At 46.6% G+C, this 14898-nt stretch carries 10 protein-coding genes; 7 read left to right on the forward strand and 3 right to left on the reverse strand.

The features are described 5' to 3' along the window. Nucleotides 1-114: 114 nt before the first annotated feature. Entirely contained in the window at nt 115-2418 is a 2304-nt protein-coding gene (locus tag ACRRS1_RS02225) for a Tex family protein (protein ID WP_432454774.1), read from the reverse strand. A gap of 253 nt (nt 2419-2671) precedes the next feature. Here ACRRS1_RS02225 and greB point away from each other — a divergent pair, with 253 nt between their 5' ends. Both greB and metF read left to right on the forward strand, forming a co-directional pair. Further along, on the forward strand, nt 2672-3169 hold the full coding sequence (gene greB / locus ACRRS1_RS02230; protein ID WP_432454773.1) for a transcription elongation factor GreB: 498 nt from the start codon (nt 2672-2674) through the stop codon (nt 3167-3169). A 134-nt stretch (nt 3170-3303) separates the two neighbouring features. Next, the gene (metF, locus tag ACRRS1_RS02235) at nt 3304-4209 is read left to right on the forward strand and encodes a methylenetetrahydrofolate reductase (RefSeq protein WP_432454772.1); all 906 of its coding nucleotides are present in this window, start codon (nt 3304-3306) and stop codon (nt 4207-4209) included. A 152-nt stretch (nt 4210-4361) separates the two neighbouring features. Here the strand turns inward: metF and ACRRS1_RS02240 are convergent, their stop codons facing one another. After that, nucleotides 4362-5609 (reverse strand): hypothetical protein, encoded by a 1248-nt coding sequence (locus tag ACRRS1_RS02240; RefSeq protein WP_432454771.1) that lies wholly within the window; start codon nt 5607-5609, stop codon nt 4362-4364. 284 nt (nt 5610-5893) lie between these two features. Then, nucleotides 5894-8533 carry a phosphoenolpyruvate carboxylase gene (gene ppc, locus ACRRS1_RS02245; protein ID WP_432454770.1) on the reverse strand — a complete coding sequence of 880 codons (2640 nt, stop codon included), beginning with the start codon at nt 8531-8533 and terminating at the stop codon, nt 5894-5896. Nucleotides 8534-8947: 414 nt separating this feature from the next. On the opposite strand from ppc, the gene argC reads away from it, so the two are divergent. The 5 genes from argC to argH all read left to right on the forward strand — a co-directional run bounded on the left by argC (nt 8948) and on the right by argH (nt 14881). After that, nucleotides 8948-9958 carry an N-acetyl-gamma-glutamyl-phosphate reductase gene (gene argC, locus ACRRS1_RS02250; RefSeq protein ID WP_432460772.1) on the forward strand — a complete coding sequence of 337 codons (1011 nt, stop codon included), beginning with the start codon at nt 8948-8950 and terminating at the stop codon, nt 9956-9958. Between the two features lie 8 nt (nt 9959-9966). Beyond that, the gene (argB, locus tag ACRRS1_RS02255) at nt 9967-10743 is read left to right on the forward strand and encodes an acetylglutamate kinase (RefSeq protein WP_432468498.1); all 777 of its coding nucleotides are present in this window, start codon (nt 9967-9969) and stop codon (nt 10741-10743) included. Nucleotides 10744-10761: 18 nt separating this feature from the next. Further along, nucleotides 10762-11667 carry an ornithine carbamoyltransferase gene (locus ACRRS1_RS02260; RefSeq protein ID WP_432468957.1) on the forward strand — a complete coding sequence of 302 codons (906 nt, stop codon included), beginning with the start codon at nt 10762-10764 and terminating at the stop codon, nt 11665-11667. A 46-nt stretch (nt 11668-11713) separates the two neighbouring features. After that, nucleotides 11714-12919: an argininosuccinate synthase gene (locus tag ACRRS1_RS02265; protein WP_432468497.1), complete on the forward strand. Its 1206-nt coding sequence runs from the start codon at nt 11714-11716 to the stop codon at nt 12917-12919. A gap of 84 nt (nt 12920-13003) precedes the next feature. Continuing rightward, entirely contained in the window at nt 13004-14881 is a 1878-nt protein-coding gene (argH, locus tag ACRRS1_RS02270) for an argininosuccinate lyase (protein ID WP_432468496.1), read from the forward strand. Nucleotides 14882-14898: the final 17 nt, after the last annotated feature.

Raw genomic sequence — 14898 nt, forward strand, 5'->3', positions numbered from 1 at the left:
ATAAAACTGGTATTGGTTGATGTTGCTGATTTGGACTCAGCCTAATTTGCTGGGTTCTATATTCGAGGAAGGGGCCGAGTCTTTGAGTGAAGATGCAGCCCCATTTGTTACCCGTTATTTTTTAGCTTTAGCAAAAGCATCGGCAAAGGCACTATTCACTGGCGTCGTGCTTGGTTTGGTATTTTTCGCTGGGCGAGCCTTGTAGGCTGGTTTTTTATCAGAGCGGTCTGCAGATTTAGGGCCGCTGTGCACCTCATCATCTAAGCGCATGCTTAAGGCGATTCGTTTGCGTTGAACTTCGACTTCTAGCACTTTAACTTTCACGATATCGCCCGCCTTCACCACTTGATGAGGATCTTTGACAAAGTGATCGGCCAAGCAAGAAATGTGGACCAAGCCATCTTGGTGAACTCCGATATCAACAAAGGCACCAAAATTGGTGACATTGGTCACAACCCCTTCGAGTTGCATCGCTGGTTTCAGATCGCTAATGCTATCGATGCCTTCTTTAAAATTGGCGGTCGCAAACTCTGGACGAGGGTCTCGACCTGGTTTGTTCAATTCAGCGATGATATCGGTTACCGTGGGTAAACCAAATTGTTGATTGGTAAATTGCTTGGGGTCGAGTTTAGCCAAGCGCTCGGAATTGGCAATCAGCTGACTCACTTGGCATTGACTATGATTCGCGATGGCCTCGACTAGAGGGTAAGCCTCGGGATGCACTGCTGAGCTATCCAGAGCGTTGGCAGCTTGAGGGATCCTTAAGAAACCAGCGGCTTGTTCAAAGGCTTTAGGACCTAAGCGGGCGACCTTTTTAATTTGTTTACGTGACTGAAAGGCACCATGTTCATCGCGATAACTAACAATGTTGTGTGCAATCGTCGGGTTAAGCCCGGCGACAAAACTCAGTAGTGGAGCCGAAGCCATATTGATGTCGACTCCGACCGCATTCACACAATCTTCCACCACGGTTTCGAGCTGGTGTGACAGTTTACTTTGGCTCACGTCATGTTGGTATTGGCCTACCCCGATGGCCTTCGGTTCAATTTTTACCAGCTCGGCTAATGGATCTTGTAGACGGCGAGCAATGGACACCGCTCCACGGATTGATACATCTAAGTCGGGGAATTCGTGAGCAGCCAATTCTGAGGCCGAATACACCGAGGCACCAGCTTCGCTCACCATGACTTTTTGCAAATTCTGTTTAGGAAGCATCTTGAGCAAATCGGCGGCAAGTTTATCGGTTTCTCGGGAGGCGGTACCGTTGCCGATGCTCAGTAATTTAACTTGATGTTGTTGGACTAGCTTGGCGAGAGTATTTAAAGATTGCTGCCATTGATTGCGTGGCGCATGGGGATAGATGGTGTCGTAAGCGAGTAATTTTCCAGTGGCATCCACAACTGCAACCTTTACACCAGTGCGCAAACCTGGGTCGAGACCGAGGGTTGCTTTGGGGCCTGCTGGCGCCGCCATTAATAAATCATTGAGATTACGGGAAAAGACACTAATGGCTTCTTCTTCGGCGCGTTCTCGAAGCTGGTTGAGTAATTCAGTTTCTAACTGGAGCTTAAGCTTGACTCGCCAAGTCCATTGCACCACTGTATTCAGCCAAGTGTCACTGGCGTAGCCTTTAGGTGCAAGCTGAAAGTAATCTCGGATGAGCTGCTCTGCTGGGTGACTCTGCTGCTGATCTTGCTGAGCTATAACCAGATTAAGCATCAATATGCCTTCGTTGCGGCCGCGTAAAATCGCTAAGGCGCGGTGGGAAGGAACTTTACTGAGCGCTTCTTGGTAATCGAAGTAGTCTTGGAATTTTTGGCCTGTTTGCTGCTGTCCTTCAATGACCGTTGTACTCACTAAGCCTTGTGCTTGTAATAATTGGCGGAGTGATGCAAGCAGTGGTGCTTGAACAGCAAAACGTTCCATGAGAATAAACTTGGCACCATCGAGGACGGTTTTACTGTCGTGAAAGCCTGCTTGTGGATTGAAGTAGGCCGTGGCAAGTTGCTCGGGGGCGGTATCGGGTTGAGCTAATAGTTGCTCTGCCAGTGGCTCTAAACCCGCTTCAATGGCAATTTGTCCTTTGGTTCGGCGCTTTGGCTTGTAAGGCAGATAAAGATCTTCGAGCTCAGTTTTGGTGTTGGCTCCCATAATTAGCTGTTCGAGTTGCGGGGTTAATTTTTCTTGTTCATGAATCGATTTTAGAATGCTGCTGCGTCGTTGTTGCAAGTCGCGCAGGTAAGTTAAACGCTGTTCCAATAATCGCAGTTGACCATCGTCTAAACCTCCGGTGGCTTCTTTTCGGTAGCGGGCAATGAAAGGAACGGTGGAGCCTTCGTCTAGTAATTGAATCGCAGCACTGACCTGCGCTGGCTTGGCCTGAATATCGGCGGCAATTTGTTGTTCTAGTGTTGACATATGCTTGCTTACATTGAGAGAGCCGCAAGGCGGCAGATAATGGCCACTATCATATGGCGTTCTGTTTTTGCTTCAAGTATAAATTGGTCTCGGCTAGTAATTGGCATAAGCTCTGCTCGCAAGGTCGAACCGCCTAGCAAGTTCGGTGCTTGATTTATAGGGCGCGCATTCGATCGGCTTTCAGTCTAAACCAATAACCAACAGCTATAAATTTAATCACCAAAGACAAACTGCGCTTAGAGGCCTGGATGTTATGAAAAGTAATTTAATAACTCGTGCCGGTTGGCATAAACTCGACCAAGAGTTGAAATACTTGTGGAAGATAAAACGTCCGGAGGTGACTCAGGCCGTCTCTGAGGCCGCCGCCTTGGGTGACCGCTCGGAGAATGCTGAATATAAAGAAGGGAAGCGAGAGTTACGCCGTATCGACTCTCGTTTGCGTTTCCTAAATAAACGTTTAGATGTACTGCAAATTATTGATCATTCTCCGCAACAAAACGGCAAGGTCTATTTTGGGGCTTGGGTCGCCTTAGAAAATGAGGATGGGGATAAGGTACGTTATCGAATTGTTGGCACTGACGAGATTGATCCAAAGCTGGGTTATATCACCATCGATTCACCGATGGCGCGTGCTTTAATTGGCAAACAAGTGGATGACGATGTATTTGTGAATACTCCTGCAGGCATCAAGGAATGGTGGGTGACGGCGATTCAATATCAAGCATTTGAAGAGTACGAGGATGGATCTTGAGCACTGAGCCTAATTTGCTGATGTTGAATTATTTTCATTTAAAGCAAGTAATAACATGAGCTGATTGACTATATAGAAACTCTTCTTCATATTTAGCGGTATAGACGTCCAAATGTCTTTTATGGAGAAGGTTAATGGGATTTCATCACGCACAACAAATTGAATCACTCAATCAAAGCTTAAGCGAACTTAATCGTGATATTAACGTGTCCTTTGAGTTTTTCCCGCCAACCACCGAAACCATGGAGCAAACGCTTTGGGCTTCTATCGAGCGTTTACACACTCTAAAACCGAAGTTTGTCTCGGTCACTTATGGCGCGAATTCAGGGACTCGTGATCGCACCCATAAGGTGATTAAGGCGATTAAAGACAGAACTGGTTTAGCTGCCGCGCCTCATCTTACCTGTGTTGATTCTACCCCTGAAGAATTACGGCAAATTGCTCGCGATTATTGGCAAAGTGGGATCCGGGATATTGTTGCGCTGCGTGGTGATTTACCGGTCGGAGCGGCCAAACCCGAGATGTATGCGAGTGACTTGGTCAGTTTATTGAGGGAAGAGGCTGAGTTTGATATTTCGGTAGCGGCTTATCCTGAAATGCATCCTGAGGCAAAGAGTGCGCAGGCAGACTTGTTGGCTTTAAAGCGAAAAATGGATGCGGGTGCTAATCGGGCTATTACGCAATTTTTCTTTGATGTTGAAAGTTATTTGCGCTTTCGTGACCGTTGTGCAGCGATAGGTATTGAGGGCGAAATTGTCCCGGGAATTTTACCTGTCTCTAATTATAATACTTTGAAGAAGTTTGCTTCTTTTGCCAACGTGAAGGTGCCACAGTGGTTACATAAACAGTTTGCAGGTTTAGAGCATGATCAGATGACTCGTAATCTGGTGGGGGCGAGCGTGGCTATCGAAATGGTGAAAGTCTTGTCGCGTGAAGGGGTCAAGGATTTCCACTTTTATACCCTTAATCGCTCCGAACTTTCTTATGCGATTTGTCATACTTTGGGGGTCAGGCCTGAGCTTCAGGCGGTGGCTTGCTAGTCTAGCGGCTACCAACAGCAGTCCCCAGCGGCGCGAGCAGACTACTTGAGCTTGACCAAGCTTTCCGCGTGGATGATTGTTAAATGGGCTGAGGGGCATGGAGAATCATCAGACCTTTATCATCCCGCTCGGAGAAATAATGCGGACTGTGTTTATAATAGGGTGCTCATCGCCACGCTGAGTAACCACATCACCAGTGCATAGTACCAGTTATTTTGCAAAATTCGCCGGCTCGAACAATGATAACGGCCGGTCATGGTGAGGCCTACTCCCGATAGAGGGCTGCTACCAGTTGAAATGGCCCAAGAGCTTAGGAACAAAAAACCCAGTTGGCTGGGGCTTGGCTCCAACGGCAGTAATAAGGGACTGGCCAGCGAAATGCTAATCACCGGATGAATACCGAGGATGCCAGCAATAATCATCAGCGCCAATACTGTCGCAAATACGGGGGTTGTAAAGCTAAAATTTGCGAGGTTGATTGTGTCTGGATAGGCTAACAGGATCCCTTTGATGCCTGCCGAAAATACCCCTGCAGCAAGAAACAGCAGAAACTGACCGCCGACATTGGGCAGTTTGTGATTAATGAACTGACGAACGCTAGTGCGCGATGTACCTTGATTAAAGGCGAGTGCTGCTAAAGGGGCAAGACAGGTGATGATTAAAATAATGCTTAAGTCTGGTAAACCAAAGTGCAAGCCAATTACCAATAGCGCTAAGCAGAGCGGGATCATTAAGCTATCCGGTTTGATTGGGTAGCCTTCGAAGTTATCTCGGTGTTTTAAATATACTTCTGTACTCGTGAAGCCGAGAGCAATCAATGACATCACCAGACCCGGTAACAAGGTATCACTCCACTGCAGACCCGGCACATAAGTGATCGAGACCGCGGTTGCGATGAAGAAGGGAGACCACCATGCGGCAGCGCAAAAACTGCGGGTGAGCACTTTTTGCTGCGCATCACTTAAGGGGCTCTTTTCTGAGAGACGATCTCCGGCTATAAACACGATCGAAAGATTGATGATCGCACCTAAAAGGTTAATGCCAAGCGCGCTAGATAAAATACTCGCGGTTCCTTTGGGTAATGGTGTTTGATTGTCGGTTTTATTGGTGAGCGCTAAAAAAGACACCGCACTAAACATGGCTAACAGCGGGAGATTGGCCGACAACACATCCTTTAGGCTTAACAGAGTACCTTGACTCGCAGCAACCGCCAATAACCCCAGACCTAAGGCAAATAACGTGGCGGCTTGCAATTGGATCGGGCGATTCAGTTGTGGCCAATACACTGCGACGGCAAACCAGGCAAGTAGCGTGGGGAAGAACAGGCCAATTTGACCAAAGGCTGAAAGTAAATAAAGCAGTAAGAATCCGAGGAATAACCAGCCGGAGAACTTTTGCATTGATGACATCCTAACTATCAATTGCCATGGTGCGGATAAACATCGTCCGCTCGGTGACGCTAAGTGGTTGAAATTGGGCATTGAGTGACAAATGCCAAAGAGAACCCGAGAGTTTTCCTATTCCCCACCATGATTACCGCTTCACTCTCAATTATCTCGGTTCCGAACGACGATGTTAGCGGTGTATCACTCGTTCATCAAACCAAGCGCTGAGCTGGTGGCTCATCAGCTTCGTCAATAAAACAAACCCCGCAGCAAGTGCGAGGTTCGTTTTATGAAGTGACTTAACCAGTATTACGCATACCTGCGGCAATACCAGCAATGCTCACCATGAGTGCTTGATCGACCACCGGACAGAGCTGCTCGCTAGCTCGCGAGCGGTTTAAGAGCTCGACCTGCAGCACATGTAAGGGATCGATATAGGGGTTACGTAAGTTTATTGACTCCACTACCCAGGCTTGGTTGGCTAATAAGCGATGTTCAGGTGATAGCGATAAGATAGCCGCTTTTGCTGAATCCAACTGAGCGCGTAGTTTTTCTCCTAGACCTTTGAGTTCTGGTTCTACTAAGCGGTCATCGTAAACCTGTGATAGCCAAGTATCCGCTTTCATGAATACCATCTCTAACATTGCTAAACGATTTTCGAAGAAGGGCCATTCACGCATTTCTTGTAGTAGCTCGGCTTTACCTTGCTCAATTAGCTGATTAAAGGCGGCGCCACTGCCTAGCCAAGCGGGTAACAATAGTCGATTTTGACTCCAAGAGAAAATCCATGGAATCGCCCGTAAGCTTTCTACGCCGCCATCTTGACGACGTTTCGCTGGACGGCTCCCTAAGGGAAGCTTGGCTAACTCTTGTTCAGGAGTCGCTGAACGGAAATAAGCAACAAAATCTTCTTCTCCCCAGACCACGCCACGATAATTGTCACAAGAGGTTTCGGCAATTTGATCCATCACTAATCGCCATTCGTCTTTCGGCTCCATTGGTGGGACTAAGTTTGCCTCTAGAACAGCACTGGCATAGAGGTTCAAGCTATCTAAAGCGACTTTAGGTAAACCAAACTTAAAGCGGATCATTTCGCCTTGTTCGGTCACTCTAAGCCCACCTTTTAAAGATCCTGGTGGTTGGGATAGCAGTGCTGCATGGGCTGGAGCACCACCACGACCAATCGTACCACCCCGACCATGGAATAAGGTCAGATTGACACCGTGACCTTCGCAAATGGAGACTAATGCTTCTTGAGCGCGATATTGAGCCCAAGAGGCTGCCAGCACCCCAGCATCTTTCGCTGAGTCGGAATAACCAATCATCACATGTTGTTGGCCCGAGATATAGCCGCGATACCAATCGACGGACAACAGTTTGCTCATGGTTGCTGGCGCATTATTTAAATCATCCAATGTTTCAAATAATGGTGCGACAGGTAGGCGGAATGGGCAACCAGCTTCTTGTAATAGCAGCTGTACGGCTAATACATCGGAGGGCTCACTAGCCATAGAAATAATGTATATACCTAAGGCTTCACGCTCTTGTTTGGCGATGATGGCACAGGTATCCAGCACTTCTTGCACCGACTCACTGGGTTCCCAATTTCGTGGGAACAATGGCCGCTTGGAGTTTAACTCTTGTAATAAAAAGTGTTGTTTGTCGGTTTCATTCCAATGCGCATAATCGCCCAAGCCCAAATAACGGCTCAGTTCTGAAAAAACTTCTTCGTGACGACCACTGTCTTGGCGAATATCCAAGCGCAATAAGTTGATGCCAAAGCAGGCGATACGACGTAATAGGTCGAGTAGAGTCCCATCGGCGATGATGCTCATGCCACAATCTTGTAGTGAGTAGTAACATAGCTCGAGCGGTTCCCGCAGCTGTTCGGTATTCACTACGATGTCGCGGGCTTCTGTATACTGACCTTTCAACTTCGCGGTAAGGTAGTCGTGGGTTTCTTGTAGTTCACTGCGCAATACTTTAAGTAGCGCACGATAAGGTTCGCTCTGAGTGCCAGTTTGCTCAAGCAAGGCTTGATTTGCATCGCTCATCGACAATTCACTGACTAGCTTCTGAATTTCCTTCAGGTATAAATCTACAGCGACCCAACGGCTTGAAAGTAATACTTCTTCAGTCACTTTTGCGGTGACAAAGGGGTTACCATCTCGGTCTCCGCCCATCCATGATGAAAACACCACAGGAGCGCTATCTAAAGCAAGACGCATGTCGAAGTGATTACTGAGTTTCTTATCTAATTGTCGAACAAATTCAGGAACAGCATGCCACAATGAGTTTTCAATTACGGCAAAGCCCCATTTGGCTTCGTCAACTGGGGTTGGGCGTAGCTTACGGATTTCGTCGGTGTGCCAAGCTTGATTAATCAGTTGCTCTAGGCGACCCATCAAATTATCCCGCTCTCGTTGCGGTAAGTCTAATTCTAACCAGTCGAGACAATCATTAATACTCACGTATTTATTGATTAGTGTTCGGCGAGTCACTTCGGTGGGGTGGGCCGTTAAGACTAATTCGATATTGAGTTGGGCAACTGCGTGATGAATTTCTGCTTCGCTAAGTTGCTCTTGTTTTAATTTTTGAAATACCAAATCGATGGGATCGGTGGTGCAGGTACTGCCTTCACAATTGCGAGAAATGGTATGGAATTGTTCGGCGATATTAGCCAGATTTAAAAATTGGCTAAAGGCGCGAGTTACAGGTAATAACTCATCATCGCTTAAATTTCGTAATAGTTCTAATAGCTGCTCACGCGCTTGTTCATCATTGCTGCGTGACGCTTTTGCTAGCTGACGGATCGTTTCTACTTTCTCGAGGAAAGCCTCGCCCATATGGCTTTTGATCGTATTACCAAGTAGCTGTCCGAGTAAATTTACATTTCCTCGTAATGACGCATTGGTTTCCTGAGGCAAATTCTGGCTCATTCTTTTTCCTTTACTGTTGGCGTATGCTAGCGATTATTGAAATTAATTTACTAAATTACCCTATTCCTAGCCCAAAAACATACCTAAGACTGCGCTTATAGTCAAAGCACCTGTAATAAAATTACAGGTAACCTGAGTTCCTTTGAGGTGGATCAAGCGCTCAGGCCTATTGCGTATCTCATGGTCATCGGTAAATTTAGAGGATTAGCCACGATTTTAGTATTTTTTACAAATATTACAATAAATAAAAATGCATTATTATTGCATAACGAATTACTTGTGGTATGCTCCGCAATAATTGAAGCATAGCTTGGTTCAGCTTGTTTAAAATAATGATTTTTTATTAAACTTGTCAGCGGCGCTAAGCTTTGTCACAAATGAAAATATTACCAATGTGAAGGGAACGAAGACACGATGTTACAGGCTGCGATTATTGGAGCGAGTGGTTATACCGGAGCGGAGTTGGCAGGCTATGTGAGTCGCCATCCGCAGTTACAACTTGCAGGCTTATTTGTCTCCGAGCGAAGTCTCGATGCGGGTAAGTCTTTATCCAGTTTACATGGTCGATTACGCGGTATTGTTGATGCACCAGTTCAGCCTCTAATGGTGGCTGATATCGCCAGTACTTTTGCCAATGTTGACATTGTGTTGTTGGCAACCGCACATGAAGTTAGTCATGATTTGGCGCCGGCCTTTTTAGCTGCTGGTTGTCAGGTATTTGATCTCTCGGGTGCTTTTCGGGTGCAAGATGCCGAGTTTTATGAAACCTACTATGGTTTTACTCACCAATATCCCGAATTACTGGATAAAGCGGTCTATGGTTTAGCTGAATGGAATGCCGAGCAGATTAAACAAACTGATTTAGTCGCGGTGGCGGGGTGTTATCCTACGGCTTCTTTAACGGCCTTAAAACCTTTGGCGGCGGCGGGTTTGATTGCTGATAATAGTAAAGCGGTAATTAACGCAACCAGTGGTGTGAGTGGCGCTGGGCGCAAAGCGTCTTTAAATAGTAGCTTCTGCGAGGTGAGCCTAAGTCCTTATGGTGTATTTAAGCATCGTCACCAACCGGAAATCGCCACGCATCTCGGTCATCCGGTGATCTTCACGCCACATCTTGGCAATTTTAAGCGCGGTATCTTAGCGACGATTAATGTCATTTTAAAACCGGGAACTACACCAGAGCAGGTGAATGAAGCTTATCAACAAGCTTATGCGGGGCAACAAATTGTGCGTTTATTAGCAGACGAATGGCCATCGATTACTAAAGTAGAATATACGCCATTTATCGATTTGGCTTGGCAACAGCAGGGCGATGATCTGATTGTGGTTTCTGCGGAAGATAACTTGTTGAAGGGGGCCGCTAGTCAGGCTATTCAGTGCCTCAATATTCGCAATGGCTTTGCCGCCACAACGGCATTAGTTTAAGGTTCTGTATGAAAACTTTAGTGATTAAATTAGGTGGTGCGGTATTGAATAATTCCCACGCCTTAGATAATTTATTTGCCGCTTTAGAGGCAGTTTCTCAGCCTATTGTTTTAGTACACGGTGGTGGCGTAGTTGTCGAAGACGTATTGGCGAAAACCGGCTTTGTCTCAGAAAAACTTGATGGTTTGCGGATTACGCCTAAAGAGCAAATCCCCTATGTGGTGGGTGCTTTAGCGGGTACTAGTAATAAATTGCTATTAGCGCGAGCACTGAAGTCTGGACTGTCAGCGGTTGGTTTGTGTTTAAGTGATGCAGGCTCTTGTCGGGTGACACCAATGGATCCGCGTTTAGGGCATGTAGGCGAAGCCTCAGCTGCAAACCCGGCGTTACTGAACAGTTTAATTGAGCTGGGCCATGTCCCTGTGATTAGTTCGATAGGGATTGGAAGTGATGGTGAATTATATAATGTCAATGCAGATCAAGCGGCCTTAACGGTGTGTCAATTACTTCAAGGGCAGTTGGTGTTATTGTCTGATGTTGCAGGTGTATTAGACCAAAATAAGCAGTTAATTGCTAAGCTTGACGGTCAATTGGCGCAACAGTTGATTGACGATGGGGTGATTACCGACGGCATGACGGTCAAGGTTAAAGCGGCGCTTGATGCGGCAGCCTTTTTACAAGCACCAGTTGCTTTGGCTTCTTGGAAAGATGCTGAGCAATTAGCAAGTTTGCTCGCGGGTCAATTATATAACGGTGAGTCAGTCGGGACTCAGGTACAAATTTAAGGATAGATGATGAGCGATATGAAACACCTACTGAGCTTGCAGGAGCTAAGTCAAGAGCAGATTTTAGGTCTACTCGAGTTGGCCGCAAAAATTAAAAAAACGCCGACCGATTATGCGCAAAGCCTTGCTGGAAAAAGTGTGGTCACCCTGTTTGAAAAACCTTCTTTGCGTACTCGTGTGACCTTCGATATTGGGATTAATCGCCTTGGTGGACATGCGGTTTACCTCGACCAGCAAAATGGCGCCATGGGTGAGCGTGAAAGTGTTAAAGACTTCGCTTCAAATATTACCCGTTGGGCCGATGCCATCGTAGCACGAGTATTCTCACACCAAACCTTGCAAACCTTGCGAGCTCATTCCTCGGTACCCATCGTTAACTCTTTGTGTGACCTGTACCATCCCTGCCAAGGGCTCGCCGATTTTTTAACGATTAGTGAACACTATACGGACTTGAGTAAAGTGAAGTTAGCTTACTTGGGCGATGGCAATAATGTCACTCACTCGTTGTTACTGGGTGGTGCTATTTTGGGGATGGAAGTGGCCGCGGTTTGTCCCTTGGGTTCTAATCCCGACGCTCAAATTGTACAAACGGCACGCCAATTAGCCAAGGCTCATGGTGGTAAAATCGTAGTGACCGATAAGCTTGATGATATCAAGGGCTATGATGTGGTTTATGGCGATACTTGGGTGTCGATGGGTGATGATACGCCGTTACAGTCAGTCAAAGATCGTTTTATGGCTTATCAAATTAATCGCCAGTTAATGCAAAATTGTGGTATTAAGCATGTATTGCATTGCCAACCAGCACATCGTGAATTGGAAATCACCTCCGAGATTATGGATGGTCCTCAGTCGCTGATTTTCGATCAGGCTGAAAACCGGATGCACGCGCAAAACGCAGTCTTAGTTTCTTTATTAAATTAGTGGATTTTCAGCAATAATTGCTGGACAGAACAAGGAATACCTCAACATGACCGATATTAAAAAAGTTGTTTTAGCCTACTCTGGCGGTTTGGATACTTCAGCCATTATTCCTTGGTTGAAAGAAACCTATAATAATTGTGAGATCGTCGCTTTTTGTGCTGATGTAGGCCAAGGTGAGGAAGAACTCATCGGCTTAGAAGAAAAAGCCTTAGCTTCTGGTGCTTCTGAGTGTCACATCATTGATCTTAAAGAAGAGTTTGTTGCTGACTATATTTATCCAACGATTGCCACGGGGGCCGTGTACGAAGGAACTTATTTACTTGGTACTTCTATGGCTCGGCCAATTATTGCCAAAGCGCAAGTAGAAGTCGCTCGTAAAGTTGGTGCCGATGCGGTCTGCCATGGCTGTACGGGTAAAGGCAATGACCAAATTCGTTTCGAAAGCTGTTTTGCTGCTTTAGCGCCTGATTTAACGGTGATTGCACCGTGGCGCGAATGGAGCATGGAAAGTCGTGAAGATTTGCTTGAATATCTTGCCGAAAGAAATATCGCAACCACTGCTTCAGCGACAAAAATTTATAGCCGTGATGCCAATGTCTGGCATATTTCTCACGAGGGTGGTGAGCTGGAAGACCCATGGAACGAGCCAAGCAAAGGCGTTTGGACCTTAACGGTTGATCCGATTGATGCGCCTAACCAGCCAGAGTATGTGAGTCTAAAAGTTGAACAAGGCCGAGTCGTTGCGGTCAACGATGAAGCACTTAGTCCTTACCAAGTGGTCTCGAAACTGAATGAGATTGCTGCTGCTCATGGCGTTGGTCGTATCGACATTACTGAGAACCGTACCGTGGGCATGAAGTCGCGTGGTTGTTATGAAACACCGGGTGGTACGGTGATTGTTGCTGCGCTTCGAGGTATTGAAGAGTTAGTGCACGATAAAACCTCGCGCATCTGGCGTGAAACCGTCGGCCAACAAATGGCTCACTTAGTATACGATGGTCGTTGGTTCACACCTTTATGCCAGTCTGTATTAGCAGCGTCGGAGTCTTTAGCGGCAGACGTGAATGGCGAAGTGGTTGTGAAGTTGTACAAAGGGCAAGCACAAGTTGTACAAAAACGCTCGCCAAATAGTTTGTACTCGGAAGCATTTGCAACCTTTGGAGAAGATCAAGTCTACGATCAGAAGCACGCTGAAGGCTTTATTCGTTTATACTCTCTAGCTAGCCGGATCCGCGCTTTAAATAGCAAATAAGTTTGGCCGAAGTATAAGCAAGAAATACCTAGACCTCAGAGGCTAATGGCACTGAGGTCTTTGCAATAATAAATGGAGAGTAAAATGGCATTGTGGGGTGGGCGTTTTAGCCAAGCTGCAGATTCCAGATTTAAGCAGTTTAATGACTCGTTGCGTTTCGATTATCGATTGGCCGAGCAAGATATAACCGGTTCAATTGCATGGTCGAAGGCCTTGCTCAGTGTTGGTGTTCTGAATGCTGATGAGCAAGCGCGTTTGGAAGAGGCTTTACTGGAGTTAGGTAAGCAAGTCGCCGAAAACCCACAACAGATTTTGGGGAGTGATGCCGAAGATATTCACTCTTGGGTTGAAACCCAACTAATTCAACGAGTGGGTGATCTTGGTAAGAAATTGCACACTGGACGTAGCCGTAACGACCAAGTGGCCACCGATTTAAAACTTTGGTGTAAAAGCCAAGGTATTGAATTGTTGGAGCATCTCGATAAGCTGCAACAAAAGCTGGTTAAATTTGCTCGTCAACAACAGCATACTGTTTTACCTGGTTATACTCATCTGCAGCGTGCCCAACCGGTTACTTTCTCTCACTGGGCGATGGCCTATGTTGAGATGTTTGAGCGTGATTATTCGCGTCTGCAAGATGCCTTAAGTCGTTTGGATGTTTGTCCTCTGGGCTGTGGCGCTCTAGCGGGCACCGCCTATCCGATGGACCGCCAGCAAATTGCTAAAGACCTTGGTTTTCGCCGGGCAACCCGTAATAGCTTGGATTCGGTCTCAGATCGTGACCATGTGGTGGAACTGATTTCAACCGCCTCGATTAGTATGATCCACCTATCGCGGATGGCAGAAGATCTCATTTTCTATAACTCTGGCGAATCGGCTTTCTTAGATTTATCTGATCAAGTGACTTCTGGCTCATCGCTGATGCCACAGAAGAAAAATCCAGATGCCTTGGAGCTGATCCGTGGTAAAGCGGGCCGAGTATACGGTTCGCTGTCGGGCATCATGATGACCTTAAAAGCCTTGCCTTTAGCTTATAACAAAGACATGCAAGAAGATAAAGAAGGTTTATTTGATGCTTTAGACACTTGGGGTGACTGTTTAGCGATGGCTGAATTGGTGCTCGATGATATGGATGTGCACGAAGAAACCACCATTGAAGCGGCCAAAGGTGGTTACTCTAATGCCACCGAACTGGCAGATTATCTGGTTGCCAAAGGGATCCCGTTCCGTGAAGCCCACCATATTGTGGGCATTGCTGTGGTGACCGCGATTGAGAAAGGCGTGCCTTTAGAAGAGCTGAGCTTAGCCGAATTTAAAGAGCTCGCACCGGAAATTGAAAACGATGTTTATCCAAACTTGTCTCTTGAGTCCACTTTAGGCAAGCGTCAAGCTTTAGGTGGCGTGGCTCCGGAGCAGGTCGAGCATGCGCTAACTGAAGCTGAAACTCGTTTATCGAAACGCAATGTGAAAGGTCTATACGTTCGCTCTGCACGCATGACCGATTTAGATACCATCGAAGAGATGGTGAATTACTGGTCGCAAGCGGGTGAAAACCTGCCGCGCCCTCGCCCCGAGTTAGTGCAGGCAATCGGTGATTTTACGGTGAGTGAGCAAGCGGGTAAGGTGACCGGTTGTGCTTCACTTTATTTATACGACACCGGTTTAGCGGAAGTCCGCTCTTTAGGGGTGAACCCTAGTGCACAGCGCACGGGTCAGGGGCGAGCAATGGTTCAGCATCTGATGAAAAAAGCCAAGAAAATGGAAATCGAGAAGGTATTTGTATTAACCCGAGTGCCAGAATTTTTCATGAAGCTTGGCTTTAGCCCCACTTCGAAGAGCATGTTGCCAGAGAAGGTGATGAAAGATTGCGATATTTGTCCCCGTCAGCATGCTTGTGATGAAGTGGCTTTAGAGTTTACCCTTGATAACAAGACGCTGATCCATAAGCAAAATGTTGCTTAGATTGAGTCAATATTGAG

Source organism: Agarivorans sp. Z349TD_8 (genome assembly GCF_050870825.2).
Taxonomy (GTDB): Bacteria; Pseudomonadota; Gammaproteobacteria; order Enterobacterales; family Celerinatantimonadaceae; genus Agarivorans.

Coding starts and splice junctions, on each gene's coding strand:
- ACRRS1_RS02225 (WP_432454774.1), bottom strand. CDS start 2,418: ATGTCAACACTAGAACAACAAATTGCCGCCGATATTCAGGCCAAGCCA.
- greB (WP_432454773.1), top strand. CDS start 2,672: ATGAAAAGTAATTTAATAACTCGTGCCGGTTGGCATAAACTCGACCAA.
- metF (WP_432454772.1), top strand. CDS start 3,304: ATGGGATTTCATCACGCACAACAAATTGAATCACTCAATCAAAGCTTA.
- ACRRS1_RS02240 (WP_432454771.1), bottom strand. CDS start 5,609: ATGCAAAAGTTCTCCGGCTGGTTATTCCTCGGATTCTTACTGCTTTAT.
- ppc (WP_432454770.1), bottom strand. CDS start 8,533: ATGAGCCAGAATTTGCCTCAGGAAACCAATGCGTCATTACGAGGAAAT.
- argC (WP_432460772.1), top strand. CDS start 8,948: ATGTTACAGGCTGCGATTATTGGAGCGAGTGGTTATACCGGAGCGGAG.
- argB (WP_432468498.1), top strand. CDS start 9,967: ATGAAAACTTTAGTGATTAAATTAGGTGGTGCGGTATTGAATAATTCC.
- ACRRS1_RS02260 (WP_432468957.1), top strand. CDS start 10,762: ATGAAACACCTACTGAGCTTGCAGGAGCTAAGTCAAGAGCAGATTTTA.
- ACRRS1_RS02265 (WP_432468497.1), top strand. CDS start 11,714: ATGACCGATATTAAAAAAGTTGTTTTAGCCTACTCTGGCGGTTTGGAT.
- argH (WP_432468496.1), top strand. CDS start 13,004: ATGGCATTGTGGGGTGGGCGTTTTAGCCAAGCTGCAGATTCCAGATTT.